Raw genomic sequence first — 17,769 nt, forward strand, 5'->3', positions numbered from 1 at the left:
GGGTGCCGGCCGCTTCAGCCCGAAGCGGCTCCGCGACGGCTTGATTGTGATGCCGGCACTCGGCCTTTGTCAGCCCCGCATCCGTGCGGGCGCATGCCCTTGTGCATCACGGCATCATGGCTTCAGACGGTACCAAGCCGAGCCGTCGGTCTCGCGGCTGATCAGCTCAATCGCGGAGCCCGAACCGGAGGGCAGCTGGGCCATACCGCCTTGGCCACTTCGGAACTTCAGCGCCACGCCGGGCACCGGGAGCACACGCCAGGACGGCTGTGGCGCGGCACCGGGCGGCAGGGCTGCGACCCGCCCCAGCTTGGCCAAATAGGCGGCCACCGCCTCGCGGTTTTCATCGGGGGCGTCGATGACGACCTTGCTGGCGTTCAAACCCGGAAAGCCGCCTCCTCCATGGGCACGGTAATGGTTGGTGATGACCAGGAACTGCGCTTGGGCATCGAGCGGCCTGCCGTGGTAGCGCAGGTCCTCGATGCGCCGGGCTTGGGCTTGCAGCAGTTGCCCTTCGGCGCTGTAGCGGGCCGGCTGGCTGATGTTGATCGCATAGCTCAGACCGGGCTGACCGTCGGCCAAGGGAGCGGCGTACAGGCTGTCGAAGTTGTAGGCACGGAAGTCATCGTCCAGCAGTTCTTGTTCGACCGGGCCTTCGGGATCGATCCGGCGAAATTGGCCGGCCGACATTTCCAACCATTCGCGCAGCTCGGCACCACTGAGTTTGAGCACCTTGATCTGGTTGGGGTAGAGATAAAGGTCGGCCACATGCTTGGCGGCCAAGGGACCGGCTGGGATGTCGGTGTAGAAGTTCCAACCCTGGCGACCGCCGGCTTTGAAGGGCGCGGCTGCGGACACAAGCGGCAGGCCTTCAAACGCCGTGCCCTGGACCGCCCGCTCCAGATAGGCCAGCTGAGCTCGGGCCACCAGCTCCACGGCAAGGCTGGGCTGCACTTGAGAGAAGTAGCTGTGGATGGCGAGCTCGCTGTGCGCCACCGGGGCTCGCATCGCCTTCAGGGTGTCGCCATGCTCACGCGCGATCACATGGGCGACCATGGGGTCGGCCGCCACCAGGGCACGACGGCTGGCGCGGTCGAAGATGGGGCGCAGCTCGGCATGGCTCTGGCGGACCACCCAGTGTCGGCCCTGACGTTGCAGGGTCAGGTCCACCACGGCAAGGTGGTCGCCCCAGCGGCCAGGCATCGCGGCCGGCACGCCGTGGATGCGGCCCTGTACCAGGTCGACGCCGGGGTAGCCGGCGAACTGGGCGCTGGGGAACTCGGCATGGGCATGGCCAAAAAGCAGGGCGTCGATGCCGGGCACACGGGCCAGCTCGGCCACGGTGTTCTCGGCCAAGCGGCCTTGCTCGGTCTTCTCGAAGCCCGAGTGGGCCAAGGCCACGACCAGATCGGCACCTTGCGCCCGCATCTGTGGCACCAGGGTGCGGGCGGTCTCGACAATGTCGCGCGCCTCGACCTGACCCTGCAGATGGCGGCGGTCCCATTGCATGATCTGCGGCGGCACAAAACCGATCACGCCGATCTTCAGCGTCTGCATCCGGCCGGCTTCGTCCTTGAATTGGCGCTTCAGCAGCACATAGGGGGTGAAAGCGTGGCGTGCTTGGCCTTGTGCGCCGCGCTCCATGACGTTTGCACTGACATAGGGGAAGCTGGCGCCGGCCAGGGCCTGGCGCAAAAAAGGCAGACCGTAGTTGAACTCGTGGTTGCCCACATTGGCGGCGTCCACGCCCAGCAGATTCAACACCTTGTAAGCGGGGTGGGTCTCGCCCGCACGCAAAGGCTGGACGCGGGCGACCTGGTCACCGAGCGGGCTGCCCTGCAGCAGATCGCCGTTGTCGAACAGCAGGTGGTTCGGCGCCTCTTCGCGGGCGCGCTGGATCAGCGGAATGGTCCTGGCCAGACCGTAGTCTTCAGTTTCACGGTCCTGGTAGTAGTCATAGTTCAGCAGATTCATGTGCAGATCGCTGGTCTGCAGCAAGCGAAGCTTGAGCGTGGCTGGCGTGGCCGGCGCGGCTTGCAGAGGGCCGCTCCAGGCCAGGCCGAAGGCAAAGAAGGAGGACAGGGCGAGGGAGGCGATGCGGCGCATGGGCTGAAGGATGATGCTGCAGGAGGGCAAGAGGGCAGGGCGCATGCTAGCCCCTCCGGACCGCGTTCCAGGGTTAGTTCTAGGGTTTACTGCCCAGGGCCGAGCCGGCAATCCGCTACGCTGGAGCCCGGAGCTGCTGCCTGAACGGTGCGGCTCTTGAGAGGAGCCCGAGCGGTGCCGCCACCCTTGGCACTGGTCGAGCTCCCGACCCTGTCGACAACAAAGCCTTGGCGCGTGATCCGCGCAGGAGTGCCGTATGAGTCCTATCCCCCCGCCGGGCCAGCTGGATCCGCTGCCGCCCGCGTCTGACGCCGATCGCGCGCCAGCCACCCCGACCGAGCCAAGCTACGAGGGCCTGCGTCTGCACGTTCCCGAACCGACCGGCCGCCCCGGTTGTCACACCGATTTTTCCTACCTCCACCTTTCGCCTGCCGGCGCCGTGCGCAAGCCCGAGCTCGATGTGGCGGCGGTGGACACGGCGGACCTGGCCTACAGCCTGATCCGCGTGCTCGATGAAAACGGCGTGGCCCGTGGCCCCTGGGCGCCCGAGCTGAGCCCCGAGCAACTGCTGCGCGGCTTGCGCACCATGGTCAAGACCCGTGTGTTTGACGGCCGCATGCTGATCGCCCAGCGCCAGAAAAAGCTCAGCTTCTACATGCAAAGCCTGGGCGAAGAGGCCATCGGCAGTGCCCATGCGATGGCGCTGCGCGATGGCGATATGTGCTTCCCCACCTACCGCCAGCAAAGCCTGCTTCTGGGGCGCGAGGATGTGCCTTTGGTGGAGCTGATCTGCCAGCTCTTGTCCAACGAGCGCGACCCGCTCAAGGGCCGGCAGCTGCCGGTGATGTACTCGATCAAGAAGGCCGGCTTCTTCACCATCAGTGGCAATCTGGCCACGCAGTTCATCCAGGCCGTGGGTTGGGGCATGGCCTCGGCCATCAAGGGCGACACCAAGATCGCCTCGGGTTGGATTGGCGATGGTGCGACCGCCGAGTCCGATTTCCACACCGCGCTGACCTTCGCCCATGTCTACCGCGCGCCGGTGATCCTGAACGTGGTCAACAACCAGTGGGCGATCTCGACCTTCCAAGCGATTGCCGGTGGCGAGGGTACGACTTTTGCCGCACGCGGCAGCGGCTGCGGCATCGCCTCTTTGCGGGTGGATGGCAATGACTTCCTGGCCGTCTATGCGGTCTCGCAGTGGGCAGCCGAGCGTGCCCGGCGCAATCTGGGCCCGACCTTGATCGAATGGGTCACCTACCGCGCCGGCCCGCACTCGACCTCGGACGACCCGAGCAAATACCGGCCGGCGGACGAATGGCAGCGCTTCCCCTTGGGGGACCCGATCGCGCGCCTGAAGCGGCACCTGATCGACCGCGGCCTCTGGAGCGAGGCACAGCATGAGGCCTTGCAGAAGGAGCTTGAGGCCGAAATCATTGCCGCGCAGAAGGAAGCCGAACGTTTCGGCACCCTGGCCGATGGCCACATCCCCAGCATCGAGTCCATGTTTACCGATGTCTACAAAGACATGCCCGCGCATTTGAAAGATCAACTGGCGCAGGCGCGTCACTACGGAGGTCGGCCATGAGCGGCAAACCGGAAGCACAGATGGAGGCGCAGCTGGCGCTGGCAGCCGAAGCTAGCGAGGCCAGCCAAGCCCGCCTGCCCATGACCATGATCCAGGCCCTGCGCTCGGCCATGGACGTGATGCTGGAGCGCGACCCCGATGTGGTCATCTTCGGCCAGGACGTGGGCTACTTTGGCGGCGTGTTCCGCTGCACCGACGGCTTGCAGGCCAAGTACGGCAAGCAACGCGTCTTCGATGCGCCGATCTCCGAAGGTGGCATCGTCGGCGTGGCCGTGGGCATGGGGGCCTATGGCCTGCGCCCCGTAGCCGAAATCCAGTTCGCCGACTACTTCTATCCAGCCTCGGACCAGATCGTCTCGGAAGCGGCGCGCCTGCGCTACCGTTCGGCCGGTGACTTCACCGCGCCGCTGACCATCCGCATGCCCTGCGGCGGCGGCATCTACGGCGGCCAGACCCACAGCCAAAGCCCCGAGGCGCTCTTCACCCATGTCTGCGGCCTGCGCACGGTCATGCCGTCCAACCCGTATGACGCCAAGGGCTTGCTGATCGCCGCCATCGAGTGCGACGACCCCGTTATTTTTCTGGAGCCCAAGCGCCTCTACAACGGCCCCTTCGATGGCCACCACGACCGGCCCTCGACGCCCTGGTCGGCCCACCCGCTGGGCCTGGTGCCGCAAGGCCACTACAGCCTGCCGCTGGACCAGGCGGCGGTGTTCCGCCCTGGGGCTGACATCACGGTGCTGACCTACGGCACCATGGTCTGGGTGGCCGAAGCGGCGGCGCGCGAGACCGGCATCGATGCCGAGATCATCGACCTGCGCTGCATCTGGCCGCTGGATCTGGACACCCTCATCGCCTCGGTCAAGAAGACCGGCCGCTGCGTGGTCCTGCATGAGGCCACACGCACCAGCGGCTTTGGTGCCGAGCTGGTGGCCCTGGTGCAAGAGCATTGCTTCTACCACCTCGAGGTGCCGGTGGAGCGCGTCAGCGGCTGGGACACGCCCTATCCGCATGCCCAGGAATGGGATTACTTTCCGGGCCCGGCCCGCGTCGCTGCGGCCCTGCAGCGCGCCATGGAGAAATGAAGATGAGTAGCGAACATGTGATCAAGATGCCCGATATCGGCGAAGGCATCGTCGAAGTGGAAGTGGTGGCCTGGCGCGTGCAGGCCGGTGATCAGGTCAGCGAAGACCAGATCCTGGCCGACGTGATGACCGACAAGGCCACGGTGGAGATTCCCTCGCCGGTGAAAGGCCGCGTGCTGGCGCTGGGTGGCGAAGTCGGCGAGTTGATGCGGGTGGGCTCGGCCTTGATCCGCATCGAGGTGGAGGGCGAGGCCGGTGCTTCAGCAACTGCGGCTTCTGCTGCAACTGCACCCGCACCGGCGCCGTCACCGGCGCCGGCACCCGTTGCCGCCGCGGTGGCGCCGGCTCCCGTGCAAGCCCCGGCACCATCGCCGACTCCCGTCGCGCCGCCTGCCGTGGCCGCCCATGCCCCGCAGGACCTGGGCCTGAGCCTGGCTGACAAGCCCATCGCCTCGCCCTCGCTGCGCCGCCGCGCCTGGGAGCTGGGCGTGGATCTGGCCCAGGTGCGCGGCACCGGTCTCGGCGGCCGCATCATGCAGGCCGATCTGGATGCCTTTGTTGCCAACCATGGCAGCCAGCTGCGTCCGCCTGCTGTTTCTGCGGCACCGGCTGCACTTGCTGCAGCCCCGACCAGCGCGCCACGCCTACCCCGCTCGGGCTCGCGCGGCGATGGCGTCGAGGCCATTCGCATCGTTGGCCTGCGCCGCAAGATCGCCGAGAAGATGCAGGACGCGAAACGCCGCATCCCGCATTTCAGCTATGTCGAAGAGGTCGATGTCACCGAGCTGGAGGCGCTGCGCCTCAAGCTCAACATCCAGTACGGCGCTAGCCGCGGCAAGCTGACCCTCTTGCCCCTGCTGGCCCGGGCCATCGTGCGCACGCTGCCGGACTTCCCGCAGATCAATGCGCGCCTGGACGACGAGGCGGGCGTGATCAACCGTTTCGACGCGGTCCATCTGGGCGTGGCCGCGCAAACGCCGGCCGGGCTGATGGTGCCGGTGCTGCGCCATGCCGAGAGCCATGATTTGTGGAGCTGTGCCGCCGAAATTCGGCGTTTGGCCGAGGCCGCCCGCAGCGGCCGCGCCACCCGCGACGAACTCAGCGGCTCCACCATCACCATCTCCAGCCTGGGGGCACTCGGCGGCATCGTCACCACCCCGGTGATCAACAGCCCCGAGGTCGCCATCGTCGGCGTCAACCGCATCGTCGAGCGGCCCATGATCCGCAACGGCCAGGTGGTGGCGCGGCAGATGATGAACCTGTCCTCCTCCTTCGACCACCGCGTCGTCGACGGTCAGGACGCGGCGGAGTTCATCCAGGCTCTGCGCGGCCTGATGGAGTCGCCGGCCTTGCTGTTCATCGACTGAGCGGCAGGAGCAGGTTCGCCAGGCCCGCAGGCAAGTCGGGCTTGGCCACCATCAGGTAGAAGATGAGGGGCATGGCCACGAAGGCGGCGTAGCCCAGCCCTTCCCACCATCGGGCATAACGCCAGTAGCGTGCGGGCAGGGTTTGTTCGCTCTTCAGCGCTGCCTCGGCCATGTCGGACATTCGCAGCTGCAGCCAGACCACCGGCAGCCAGCAGGCCCCGGCAAACAGGTAGAGCGCCAGCCCCAGCGTCAGCCAGGGTGTGCCCAGCACCGGCCAGCCGGCCTGCTGGGCCAGCCACAGGCCGCTGAGCGGCTGGACGATCACCGCCGGCGTGGTGAACCAAAGGTCGGCCCGCTTGACCAGGCGGCAGACGACCACTTGCGCGGCCAGCGAGCCACTGCGGTTGGCAAAGAAGAGATAGAAGGCCGAGCCGAAGCCGGTGCCGGCCAGCAGCACGCTGGAGACCACATGCACCGTCTTGATGAGCAGATAGGTGTTCATGATGAGCTGCCGCCCTCGCGGGCGTCGAGAAAGAGCAGATAGAGCAGGGCGGCGATGGGCAGGTTCTTGCTCAGCGGGCCCAAGGGGTGGAGCCAGAGCGTGGGCAGCAGCAGGCTGCCCAGCACGGTCATCACCAGCATGGCCAGGCCTGCCGCCAAATAGAGCCGCGGCGCATGCCAGCGCCACAGCGCCGTACCGATCAGCAGGTCCAGGCTGGCGCCGCTGAGGATCAGGGTTTGGGCCAGCGCTGCATCCAGGCCGGCTGCGTGCAGCAGAGCGGCCGATTGGCCATGCAGCTCCCAGAGGCTGACCACGCCGGTCCAGAGCCAGAGGCCGACCAGGCTGAGGCGCGCGGCGCGGCGTCCGGCGGGATGGAGTGCATGGCTCATGCGTCCTCCCAGTTATTCAAGAACTCGGTCGGTGAGCGTGCGTCTCGATCCAGCAGTTGGCGCAGCGGCGCCGGGTCGGCCGTGTTGTCTTGCTGCAGCAGGGCCAGCGTTTCTCGACCCCAGGGTTGAAAGGGCAGGTGGTCGCCAATGCGAGCGCTAAACCGGCTCAGCGCATCGGGCAGGCGCAGCACTCGAGCCGGTGGCCGGCCTTGTTGCAGGCGCAGGCTGGCGATGAAATCGCTGAGGCGCAAGGCTTGGGGCCCCACCACGGCGAGCTGCGGCGGTCCAGTCCGTGGCAGCAGACGCAGGCAGGCTTCGGCCAGGTCTTGCACGGCCACTGGTTGGACGCGGGTGTTCAGGGCCGCGCCGGGCAGGATCAGCAAGGGTAAGCGCGCCAGGCTCAGGAACAGTTCGCTGCTGGCGCCGCCGGGGCCGAAGACGATGCTGGGTTGCAGCACGGTGGCGTCCAGGCGCCCGGCTTGTTGCAACGCCAGCAGATGCGCTTCTGCGGCCCGCTTGCTGCGCGCATAACGCGTGTCGCTCCCGGCAATGCCCAGGGCCGAGATCTGCAGCACACGGCGCACTCCGGCTTCGGTGCAGGCCTCGAACAAGGCCACCGGGCCCCGGTGATGGATGGCGTCCATGGGCTGCCCCGGTCGGTCGCGAAGGACGCCCACGGCGTTGATCACGGCGTCGACACCTTGCAGCCGTGGCAGCCAGACCCTGGCCGCGAGCTCGCGGCTGAAATCGGCCTGGATCCATTCCACACCCGTCCTGTCAGAGCTGGGGCGTGCGGTCCGGCTTGTGGCCCGAACCGAGTGACCCTGGCTGAGCAACCGTTCCAACACATGGCGGCCGATGAAGCCTTGGGCGCCGCAGAGCAGGATGTTCATGGTGATGCGCTGTGCCTTAGTTGAGGCGTGTTCAGCGTGTGCAGCGCTCGGCTGTGCAGCGCGGCTGGCGGGCGGCGTGTTCGGCGGCGCGCCGCAGGGCGCGGCCGAAGACCAGGCCGCTGATCCAGGCCGGCACACGGTGGCGGTGGCGGGCGATCCAGGGGTAGAGGGTCTCTGCCAGTGGCCGCAGCACGGGCAGGGACAGGGAGCGGCTGACACCGGGCAGGCCCACGGCTGCGTAAGCCAGGCGGAAGACCTCGACGCTGCGGATCACCTGGCCATCGGCCCGCAGGCCATGCATCAGGCTCAGGAGGTCTTCGCGGCTGCAGCCCGGCGGCGGGCCGGCGAAATCAGGTGCCGAGACATCGACAAAGCGCAGCAGGCCCTCGCGATTGCGCAGCATCAGATTTCGCATCTCGCTGTCGCACAGGGGGCAGGCCGATTCGTAGAACAGGGTCAGGGGGAAGGCGCCGGGATGCATGAGGGTGATATTCATGATTCGTCCGATATTTCAGTAGTGACAGAAATTAATGATTAAAAAAGGCGCCTGACTTTGACGACATGCGCTGCCTTGCGCGTCAGTCCTTGCCGTCCGAGCCGCGCACAAACTTCTGCACACTGGCGCCGAGTTTCAAGACCTTCTCCAGGGTGGTGGGCGAGAGCCTCAGCATTTCCTCAGACCAGGCACCGAGTGTGTCCATGAAGCGCAGGGCTTCACGCACGCGGTCCTGGGTGTCGGCGCTTTCACCAGCAAAGCCGGGGTCGGCGACCAAGGAGCTCAGCACGCGAACCGTCGGGTCGAATTCCCGCTCCTTGCGCTCGCGCACGATGGTGCGGAACAGCTCCCAGACGTCGACCGAGGTCTCGAAGTAGTCGCGCCGGTCGCCCAGCACATGGGCCACCCGGATCAGGTTCCAGTTCTGCAACTCTTTCAGGCTGGTGCTGACATTGGAGCGCGCCACCGTCAGGGTGTCGGCAATCTCTTCCGCATGCAGCGGCCGGCCGTGAAAGAAGAGCAGGGCGTGGATCTGGGCCACGGTGCGGTTCACGCCCCAGGCATTGCCCATCTCACCCCAGTGGACGACAAATTTGCGTGCGACTTCGCTGAGTTCCATGGAGCGAAGTCTAGCTCGTCTGTAATTTCTGTCAACACAGAAATTGTGCGCTGAGTGAACGCCCGGAAGCTTGGCGTTCAGGCCTCCTCAGACTTCACTCCCCATTGCCGCACATAGGCGGGCGTCGGCTCTCTGTTGTCGGCCGCTGCCTGTGGCTCACTTTCGACCAGTCGCAGAGGCAGCACGCCGGTCCACACGGGCAGATGCAGGTCTTCCTCGTCGTCCTGCGGTGGGCCGCTGCGGACCTTGCAAGCGGCTTCATCCAGCGGGATGCGCAGCACGGTGGTGGCGGCGAACTCCTTGTCATTGCCGCGCCGGGCCTCGTGTTCGCGGCCGGGGGCGATCTTGTGCATGAAGATGTCCATGCTCGCCCGTTTCTTGGCTTCATCACGAACAGCTTCGAACTGACCGTAGATCATGCAGGCGCGGTAGTTCATCGAATGGTTGAAGGCCGAGCGGGCCAGCACCAGGCCGTCCAGCAAGGTGAGGGTGACGCAGGCTTGCGTCTCGGGGCGCAGCAGGGTCTTGACCATGCGGCCGCCGTTGGAGCCGTGGATGTAGAGGTGTTCGCCCTCGCGCCAGCAGGCCATGGGGATGCAATGGCTGCCGCGTTCGTCGGCGAAGGCGATGTGGCAGAGGTAGGCGGCGTCAACGATGGCGTGCACGGTCTCGCGCTCGTAGCGGGCGTTCTCGGGCACGCGGCGCACACGCGTGCGGTCAGTGGGCGCTGTGGCTGGGCGGGGAGGGACTGGGTTCATGGTGTCGTAGAAAAAGTGGAGCTGATGAGCAAGTGAAAGCCGGCGCGCGCAAGAAATTTCAGAGCGCAATGTAGTGGGCGCCTGGTTCCAGGAGAAGATCCAGGTTCCGCTAATTTCATAGAACCACACCGAACCACGGATAGAGCCATGGATCACGCGCTCCTGATCTCCCGCTACGCCGCCCAGCAAGGTCAGCCTGGCTGGTCGCGCCAGCGTCTGCTGCATGAGGCCTTGCGCCATGCGATTCGCAGCGGCAGCCTGCCACCCGGCAGCCGCCTCTTGGCCAGCCGTGCCTTGGCGGCCGAACTCGGTTGGGCGCGCAACACCGTGATCTATGCCTATGAGCAGCTGGCCAGCGAAGGCTGGATCAGTGCGGGCCGGCGTGGCACGGTGGTTCATGCGCGCCCGGCTTCGGTACTGGCGGGCTCGGGCAGGTCGGTGGGCCCTGGGGCGCTGGCAGCGCGAGACCTGCCAGCGCCGGTGCCTGAGAGTCGCGGTCTGTCACGTCGCAGCGCGGGTCTGGCTTGTTTGCCCGTGGCTGCGGATCTGGCCGCGGCCTTTGCACCCGGCGTGCCGGCGCTGGATGCGTTTCCGCTTGATCTTTGGCGCCGCCTGATGATGCGGGCCTGGCGTTCGCTGGTCAGCAGCCAGCTCAACTACGGGCCGCCCGCGGGCGAGCCGGCCTTGCGCGAGGCGATTGCCGCGCATCTGCGGGCCTCGCGGGCGGTGCGTTGCAGCGCCGAACAGGTCTTCATCACCGACGGCACGCAGGCCAGCCTAGACCTGTGCGCGCGCGCCTTTGCCGATGCCGGCGACAAGGTCTGGATCGAGAGCCCCGGCTATGGCGGCGCGCTGACTGCGTTTCGCGCCGCCCAGCTTCGACCGATCGGCATTGCGGTGGACGCGCAAGGACTGACACCGCGGCCACAGGATTGGCTGCAGCACCGGCCGCGGCTGATCTATGTGACGCCTTCTCACCAGTACCCCAGCGGCGCGGTCATGAGCCTGGAGCGTCGCCTGGCCTTGATTGCTCAAGCTCGACAGGCCGGAGCTCTGATCATCGAAGACGACTACGACAGCGAGTTTCGTTACGACGGCCCGCCGCTGGCTGCGCTGCAAGGCTTGGGCACCGACATCGACACCTTGGATGCGGTACAGCCGGCCAGCGACGCGCCCGTGCTGTATCTGGGTACCTTCAGCAAGACCTTGTTCCCCGGCCTGCGCATCGGTTTCATGGTGGTGCCGCCCGATCGGGTGCAGCTGCTCCATCACCTGCTGGCCCGTTCGGCGCCACGCGGGCGCGCGGCCGAACAGCTGGCCTTGGCTGAGTTCATGCGCGAGGGACATTTCGGTCTGCATCTGCGGCGCATGCGCCGGCTCTACCAGCAGCGGCGCGATGCCTTGGTCGCGGCGCTGGAGCGGCAGCTCGGCGACATCGCCCAGGTACGGGGCGCCTCGGCCGGCATGCACCTGGCGCTGTGCTTCGAGCCCGAGTTGGGCCTGGATGACCAGGCCATCAGCGCCGCCGCCCTGCAGGCCGGCATCGTCGCGCCGGCCTTGAGTCAGCACCGCGTCGGGCGCCGCGCCAGCGCATGGTCCGGCTTGATGCTCGGTTATGCCCAGGTGCCGGCCGAGCAGATGGCCGGCAAGGTGGCGCGTCTCTCTGCATTGATTCGCGCTGAATTGCGCTGAACGGCCTCAGCTGTGAAGCAGCGTGTCAGCGGCCCGCGGCATGTGCCTCAAGGCAGGCTGGCGGGAAGTGGCCGTGGCGCTTGTTGATCGAGCGTTTGCAGGGCGTCGACGAGGTCCAGGCCTTGCATCTGGCTTAGCCATTGGTCAAACCAAGGTTTGTGCGAAGCGCCGACGATGCTCAGAACCCGGGCGCCGGGTCGCTCGCGAAAGGTCTCGCGAATGTTGGCGACCATGCGCAGATTGCGCACTTCCCAGCCCCCCACCCATATCTGCGGATAGCGCCGCGGGGAATCGGCAGCCATGGGGCCGACAATATTCGCGCGTGCCAGTGTGCGCAGGTACTCGGGGCGGTTGATGAAACGGTAGAGCGGCAGCAGGTCGTCGCCGCGTTTGAGTTGCGCCAGGCTGCGCTCATCCTCGTGCTTCAAGAGGTTGCCCTCTGATTTCCAGGCGGCTTCCAGCTCGGCCACAAAGGCTTTCGTGTCGTCGAGCTTGAGGTTGTCGCCGGTGTGATCGTCGGTTGGATGGACCCGCTGCAGGCCCAGGCGTGCCGCCAGCCGCGCGGCGATTTGTATCGATTCATTGGGCCGCTCGACCAGGCGCTGCAATTGCCCGACCAGGGCTTCGTTCAAGCCATCGCCCGCATGTTGTTCCGCCTTTGGCAGTTGCAGCCACTGGGCAGCAGCCGAAGCGCTTTCTTTGGCGGCCAGGAACAATGCGGCAAGGCGTCGTCGCTGTGCGGCAATGGGCGCGTCCGGCCAGCTCTTGAGCGTGCGCTCGACTTCGGCCAGTGCGGCCGGAATGTCCAGGCCGGTGGCCGCCTGCGCTTCGGCCGGGCGCTTGCAGTAGTCCTCGCCGTACTTGGCCGGGTGGCGCAAAGCCAGATCGCACTCCTCGCCCGACTCGTCCTCGACGGTGATGATCTCGGGCTTGAATCCGGCCAGTCGTTCCAGAAGACGGTCGAGCGAGCCGGGTTTGAAGTCCTGGCCCATCTCCCGCAGATGGACGGTGCCAAGCACCAAAACCTGCGATCGTTGCCCTGCCATGCCTTGATCCAGGTCCTTGAGCAAGGCAGGCGGGGTGCCAGCCTGCAGCGGCGGGCTGACGCTGAGCATGGTGCTTAGGAAGAACGTCGAGAGTCCCGAGGTCCAGGCAGAAAGGGTGGGGGTTCGCATGGGCAGATTGCAGCAAGGCAGGCAGTGAACGTGGTGCCATTGTTCGGACTCGTTCAGAGGCAGGCCAGCACGATCCGACGCAATGCGCGGGCGGTGGCCCCAACTGCGCCGCAGAAACAAAAAGGCCCGCCGAAGCGGGCCTTTCACTGTGGGGCAGCGCCCGTGCTCAAGCGCAGCTGGCGGCGTTCACACCTTTGGCGTTCTCTGCGTACTCTTCGATCTGGTCGAAGTTCATGTACTTGTAGATCGCTGCGCCGTCCTTGTTCACCACGCCCATCGCCTCGTGGTACTCGGCCACGCTGGGGATGTGGCCCAGTTTGGACGCGATGGCGGCCAGCTCGGCCGAGGCCAAGAACACATTGGTGTTCTTGCCCAGACGGTTGGGGAAGTTGCGGGTCGAGGTGGACACCACGGTGGCGCCTTCGCGCACTTGCGCCTGGTTGCCCATGCACAGCGAGCAGCCTGGCATTTCGGTGCGTGCACCGGCGGTGCCGAAGGCCGCGTAATGGCCTTCCTTGATCAGCTCGCTCTGGTCCATCTTGGTCGGCGGGGCGACCCACAGCTTGACCGGGATGTCGCGCTGGCCGCCCAGCAGCTTGGCTGCGGCGCGGAAGTGGCCGATGTTCGTCATGCAAGAACCGATGAAGGCTTCATCGATCTTGGTGCCGGCCACATCGGACAGGGTCTTGGCATCGTCCGGATCGTTGGGGCAGCACAGGATGGGTTCCTTGATGTCGGCCAGGTCGATCTCGATGACATGGGCGTACTCGGCGTCCTTGTCGGCTTCCAGCAGATTGGGGTTGGCCAACCAGGCTTCGACCTTCTCGATACGGCGCTGCAGGGTGCGGGCGTCGGCATAGCCGTCGGCGATCATGTTCTTCATCAGCACGATATTGCTGCTGAGGTATTCCTTGATCGGCTCGGGGTTCAGCTTGACCGTGCAACCGGCGGCGCTGCGCTCGGCCGAAGCGTCGCTGAGCTCGAAAGCCTGCTCGACCTTCAGGTTAGGCAAGCCTTCGATTTCCAGGATGCGACCCGAGAAGGCATTGATCTTGCCGGCCTTGGCAACGGTCAGCAGACCGGCCTTGATGGCGTACAGCGGGATCGCGTGCACCAGATCGCGCAGGGTGATGCCGGGCTGCATCTGGCCCTTGAAGCGCACCAGCACCGATTCGGGCATGTCCAGCGGCATCACGCCGGTGGCGGCGCCGAAGGCCACCAGGCCAGAGCCGGCCGGGAAGGAGATGCCGATGGGGAAGCGGGTGTGCGAGTCGCCGCCGGTGCCGACGGTGTCGGGCAGCAGCAGGCGGTTCAGCCAGCTGTGGATCACGCCGTCGCCCGGACGCAGGGCCACGCCGCCGCGGTTGGAGATGAAGGCGGGCAGCTCGCGGTGGGTCTTCACGTCCACCGGCTTCGGATAAGCCGCAGTGTGGCAGAAGGATTGCATCACCAAGTCGGCGCTGAAGCCCAGGCAAGCCAGGTCCTTCAGCTCGTCACGGGTCATGGGGCCGGTGGTGTCTTGCGAGCCGACCGTGGTCATCTTGGGCTCGCAGTAGGTACCGGGGCGCACGCCTTGGCCTTCTGGCAGGCCGACGGCGCGGCCGACCATTTTCTGCGCCAGCGTGAAGCCGGCCTTGGTGGCGGCCGGTGCGGCCGGCAGGCGGAACAGGGTGGCGGCGGGCAGGCCCAGGAACTCACGCGCCTTGGCCGTCAGCGAGCGGCCGATGATCAGGTTGATGCGGCCGCCGGCGCGCACTTCGTCGAACAGCACATCGCTCTTGAGCTTGAACTCCACCACGGTGGCGCCGTCCTTCACGATCTTGCCTTCGTAGGGAAGGATGTCGATGACATCGCCCATTTCCAGCTTGGACACATCCACTTCGATCGGCAGAGAGCCCGAATCTTCTTGCGTGTTGAAGAAGATGGGGGCGATCTTGCCGCCCAGGGTCACGCCGCCGAAACGCTTGTTCGGCACAAAGGGGATGTCCTGGCCGGTGGCCCAGATCACGCTGTTGGTGGCGGACTTGCGGCTGGAGCCGGTGCCGACCACATCGCCCACGTAGGCGACCAGATGGCCCTTCTTCTTCAGGTCCTCGATGAACTGCATCGGGCCGCGCTTGCCGTCTTCCTCGGGCTTGAAGGCCGCATCGGGGCGGGTGTTCTTCAGCATGGCCAGGTAGTGCAGCGGGATGTCCGGGCGGCTCCAGGCGTCGGGGGCGGGCGACAGGTCGTCGGTGTTGGTCTCGCCGGGCACCTTGAAGACGGTGACGGTGATTTTCTTCTCGACTTCGGGGCGGCTGGTGAACCACTCGCCCTCGGCCCAGCTCTGGATCACGTCCTTGGCCTGCGCATTGCCGGCCTTGGCTTTTTCGGCCACGTCGTGGAAGAAGTCGAACATCAAGAGCGTCTTCTTCAGCGCAGCGGCGGCGGTGGCGGCCACGCTGGCGTCGTCCAGAAGGTCGATCAGGGGCTTGACGTTGTAGCCGCCGACCATGGTGCCGAGCAGCTCCGTGGCCTTGGTCGTGGAGATCAGGGCGACTGCCAGGTCACCGTGGGCCACGGCCGCCAGGAAGCTGGCCTTGACCTTGGCTGCATCGTCCACGCCCGGGGGCACGCGGTGGGTCAGCAGGTCCAGCAGGAACTCGCCTTCGCCCGAATCTGTGGCGGACTGAGGGTTCTTGATCAGCTCGATCAGCTCGGCCGTCTGCTTGGCATCCAGGGGCAGGGGCGGGATGCCCAGCGCGGCGCGCTCGGCGGTGTGTTGGCGATAGGCTTGCAGCATGATGAGCTCTCCAGGTGTTGCGAGGGGTGTGAGGGTGAGACCGCGTCAGGTGGCCTTGGGCGTGATGACCTTGAGGCCCTTGAAGTAGTCACGGAAGAAGGTCTCGTCGTGGGTGATCAAGGCATTGCATTGCAGCAAGGCATGAGCGCCCACGATGAAATCGGGAACGGTGCGTTGGCGCAGGCCGCCGCGGCTGCGGTAGCGGCGCTGCATCTCGCCGGCGCGGATGGCGGCTTTTTGCTCGACGGCGTGGAAGCTGATGCCCATGTCTTCCAGGGCCTGCATGGCCTGGTCGCCGTCTTGCAGCGAGGAGCAAATCTCCGACACCACCACATCGCAGACCACCACCGGGCCCAGGGACAGGGCGTCGCGCAGCGCAGCCTCGGCCAGGTCGGCGCGCTCGCTGTCGCTGAGCAGGTCGACGAGGACGGAGGAGTCGATGGCGATCATGGGGTGCTGGCGCTTGGCTGGGCGGCGGGAAGATCGCGGGGCTTACTGATCGAGCGGGTCGCCGGGGGCGCGGCCGCGCACGGCGCGCATGGCTTCATCGACCGAAGCAAAGCCGTCCAGCTTGAATTTGCCGCGGGCGCGTGAGATGGCGTCGTCGACGTTTTTGCGCAGGATGATGCGGCCACCTTCAAGCTCGACCTTGAGGATGGTGCCCTTGGTCAGGCCCAGTGCATCACGCACGGCCTTGGGCAGGGTGATCTGCCCGCGCTCAGCGACGGTGGCTTCCATGGGCTGCTCCGCAGTATGCGTTTGAAAGTATGTATTGATTATACGTACTTGCTGAGCCGGTCGGCAAGCAAGGCGCCGGCCGCGGCGGCATGGAGTATGGCAAGAAATCAAGGCCATACCCGCACATGATGCGGTCCGGCAGGGGCGAAAAAAAGGCAGCCGAAGCTGCCTTTTCTCTTGCGCGGTGAACCTTGAATCAGACCGGCTTGACCAGCTTGGAGCGGGCCCAGGCGTCGGCGGCGCGGCCCGGGGTCGTGTCCTCGGCCTTGACGCGTTCCAGCAGTTCGGCGACGCGCTCGCCGATGCGGCTGACTTCGGCCATCACAGCCGACTCTTCGCCTTCATTGCGGTACTCGCGCGCCACGCTGATGATGCCGCCGGCATTGACCAGGTAGTCGGGCAGGTAGCAGATGCCGCGCTGTTGCAGGGTGTCGCCGTCTTCCACGGTGGCCAGCTGGTTGTTGGCGGCGCCAGCGATCAGCTGGGCGCGGATGGTGGGGATGCTGCTGGCGTTCAGCGATGCGCCCAGGGCGCAAGGCGCCAGCACGTCGACATCGGCCGACAGGATCTCATGGATGCCCACGGCGGTGGCGCCCAGCTGCTCTTGCGCGCGGGCCACCTTGGCGGCGTCCACATCGGCCACCACCAGCTTGGCGCCGGCCTTGTGCAGGAACTCGGCCAGGTGCCAGCCCACGGCGCCCAGGCCTTGCAGGGCCACGCGCACGCCGTCCAGCGAGTTGCGCTTCAGGTGCAGGCGCACGCCGGCTTCGATCGAGACGAACACGCCCCAGGCGGTCTTGGGGCTCGGGTCGCCACCGAAGGCGCCGGCACGCGGGATGCCGCTGACGAATTGCGTGTGGGCCTGCATGCCCAGCATGTCGGCCGTGGTGGTGCCCACGTCTTCGGCGGTGATGTAGGCGCCTTGCAGCGATTGCACGGCGCGACCGAAGGCAGCGAACAGGGCGGGGCGGTCGAAATCACCGGCTGGCTTGATGATCACGGCCTTGCCGCCGCCGAAGGGCAGGTCGGCCAGGGCGTTCTTCAGGCTCATGCCTTGCGAGAGGCGCAGCGCGTCGTTCAGCGCGGCCAGCTCGTTGTCGTAGGTCCAGAAACGGCAGCCACCAAAGGCCGGGCCGCGGGCGGTGCTGTGCACGGCCAGGATGGCCTTGAGGCCGGTTTCGGCGTCGGCAGCCAGCAGCACGCGCTCATGCGGCTTTTGATCGGGCAGGCCGAACAGCGAAGAAGGGATGGAAGCGGCCGGAGCAGCGGCAATCGCGCGGGCGAGATCGTTCATGGTGGTTGGCACTCGTGATGCAGACAAAGTTCGCAGGGCCCACCGGACAAGCAGGCCCCAAAAAGAAGCGCTCGCTTGTGGCGAACGCAGCCGCACAGTGTACGTGCTGGCGCGATTCTGCCCCTGGCCGGCCCCGAGAGGCAGCGGTCAGACTTCGCGCTTTGTCCAGTGAGCTTTGTAGTCCAGACCTGAACTCAGAGGGTGAGAACTTTTGTAGCGAGCGGCCGTCAGACTTAGCGGGCGGAGCGCAGGAACCGGAACGTACTCCATGTACGTGAGGATTCC

16 protein-coding genes are annotated in these 17,769 nt (G+C 66.4%); 4 read left to right on the plus strand and 12 right to left on the minus strand.

The genetic code is table 11. The features are described from left to right. Positions 1-114 precede the first annotated feature (114 nt). Positions 115-2,151 (minus strand): bifunctional 2',3'-cyclic-nucleotide 2'-phosphodiesterase/3'-nucleotidase, encoded by a 2,037-nt coding sequence (locus LNV23_RS11240; RefSeq protein WP_263563065.1) that lies wholly within the window; start codon positions 2,149-2,151, stop codon positions 115-117. A 211-nt stretch (positions 2,152-2,362) separates the two neighbouring features. On the opposite strand from LNV23_RS11240, the gene LNV23_RS11245 reads away from it, so the two are divergent. The 3 genes from LNV23_RS11245 to LNV23_RS11255 are packed head-to-tail and all read left to right on the plus strand — an operon-like array spanning position 2,363 to position 6,146. Next, the gene (locus LNV23_RS11245; RefSeq protein ID WP_263563066.1) at positions 2,363-3,694 is read left to right on the plus strand and encodes a thiamine pyrophosphate-dependent enzyme; all 1,332 of its coding nucleotides are present in this window, start codon (positions 2,363-2,365) and stop codon (positions 3,692-3,694) included. A gap of 20 nt (positions 3,695-3,714) precedes the next feature. Beyond that, entirely contained in the window at positions 3,715-4,779 is a 1,065-nt protein-coding gene (locus tag LNV23_RS11250; protein ID WP_263563147.1) for an alpha-ketoacid dehydrogenase subunit beta, read from the plus strand. A 2-nt stretch (positions 4,780-4,781) separates the two neighbouring features. Further along, positions 4,782-6,146 (plus strand): dihydrolipoamide acetyltransferase family protein, encoded by a 1,365-nt coding sequence (locus LNV23_RS11255; protein ID WP_263563067.1) that lies wholly within the window; start codon positions 4,782-4,784, stop codon positions 6,144-6,146. Here LNV23_RS11255 and LNV23_RS11260 read toward each other — a convergent pair. From LNV23_RS11260 to LNV23_RS11285, 6 genes are all read right to left on the minus strand, one after another. Then, entirely contained in the window at positions 6,136-6,648 is a 513-nt protein-coding gene (locus tag LNV23_RS11260) for a DUF2269 family protein (RefSeq protein WP_263563068.1), read from the minus strand. The genes LNV23_RS11255 and LNV23_RS11260 overlap by 11 nt on opposite strands. Beyond that, positions 6,645-7,037 carry a DoxX-like family protein gene (locus LNV23_RS11265; protein ID WP_263563069.1) on the minus strand — a complete coding sequence of 131 codons (393 nt, stop codon included), beginning with the start codon at positions 7,035-7,037 and terminating at the stop codon, positions 6,645-6,647. The genes LNV23_RS11260 and LNV23_RS11265 overlap by 4 nt, the downstream gene beginning before the upstream one ends. Continuing rightward, on the minus strand, positions 7,034-7,930 hold the full coding sequence (locus LNV23_RS11270) for an NAD-dependent epimerase/dehydratase family protein (RefSeq protein WP_263563070.1): 897 nt from the start codon (positions 7,928-7,930) through the stop codon (positions 7,034-7,036). Before LNV23_RS11270 ends, LNV23_RS11265 begins: the two co-directional genes overlap by 4 nt. A gap of 31 nt (positions 7,931-7,961) precedes the next feature. Beyond that, entirely contained in the window at positions 7,962-8,426 is a 465-nt protein-coding gene (locus LNV23_RS11275) for a thiol-disulfide oxidoreductase DCC family protein (RefSeq protein ID WP_263563071.1), read from the minus strand. 82 nt (positions 8,427-8,508) lie between these two features. After that, entirely contained in the window at positions 8,509-9,045 is a 537-nt protein-coding gene (locus tag LNV23_RS11280; protein WP_058719891.1) for a GbsR/MarR family transcriptional regulator, read from the minus strand. Between the two features lie 77 nt (positions 9,046-9,122). Further along, complete coding sequence (locus tag LNV23_RS11285) at positions 9,123-9,803, minus strand: pyridoxamine 5'-phosphate oxidase family protein (RefSeq protein WP_263563072.1); 681 nt, start codon at positions 9,801-9,803, stop codon at positions 9,123-9,125. 147 nt (positions 9,804-9,950) lie between these two features. Between LNV23_RS11285 and pdxR the strand changes: the two genes are divergently transcribed. Further along, on the plus strand, positions 9,951-11,495 hold the full coding sequence (gene pdxR / locus LNV23_RS11290; protein ID WP_263563073.1) for a MocR-like pyridoxine biosynthesis transcription factor PdxR: 1,545 nt from the start codon (positions 9,951-9,953) through the stop codon (positions 11,493-11,495). A 47-nt stretch (positions 11,496-11,542) separates the two neighbouring features. Here pdxR and LNV23_RS11295 read toward each other — a convergent pair whose 3' ends face one another. The 5 genes from LNV23_RS11295 to LNV23_RS11315 form a co-directional block, all read right to left on the minus strand. Beyond that, entirely contained in the window at positions 11,543-12,670 is a 1,128-nt protein-coding gene (locus tag LNV23_RS11295; RefSeq protein ID WP_263563074.1) for a DUF5694 domain-containing protein, read from the minus strand. A 166-nt stretch (positions 12,671-12,836) separates the two neighbouring features. Then, on the minus strand, positions 12,837-15,452 hold the full coding sequence (gene acnB, locus LNV23_RS11300) for a bifunctional aconitate hydratase 2/2-methylisocitrate dehydratase (protein WP_263563075.1): 2,616 nt from the start codon (positions 15,450-15,452) through the stop codon (positions 12,837-12,839). 45 nt (positions 15,453-15,497) lie between these two features. After that, positions 15,498-15,902: a type II toxin-antitoxin system VapC family toxin gene (locus LNV23_RS11305; protein WP_102767036.1), complete on the minus strand. Its 405-nt coding sequence runs from the start codon at positions 15,900-15,902 to the stop codon at positions 15,498-15,500. Between the two features lie 42 nt (positions 15,903-15,944). Further along, positions 15,945-16,190 carry an AbrB/MazE/SpoVT family DNA-binding domain-containing protein gene (locus tag LNV23_RS11310; protein ID WP_102767035.1) on the minus strand — a complete coding sequence of 82 codons (246 nt, stop codon included), beginning with the start codon at positions 16,188-16,190 and terminating at the stop codon, positions 15,945-15,947. A gap of 196 nt (positions 16,191-16,386) precedes the next feature. Further along, on the minus strand, positions 16,387-17,484 hold the full coding sequence (locus tag LNV23_RS11315; protein ID WP_263563076.1) for a Leu/Phe/Val dehydrogenase: 1,098 nt from the start codon (positions 17,482-17,484) through the stop codon (positions 16,387-16,389). Positions 17,485-17,769: the final 285 nt, after the last annotated feature.

The sequence above is a fragment of the Kinneretia sp. DJ1R-11 genome, from assembly GCF_025717595.1.
In the GTDB taxonomy this organism is placed as follows: domain Bacteria; phylum Pseudomonadota; class Gammaproteobacteria; order Burkholderiales; family Burkholderiaceae_C; genus Paucibacter_A.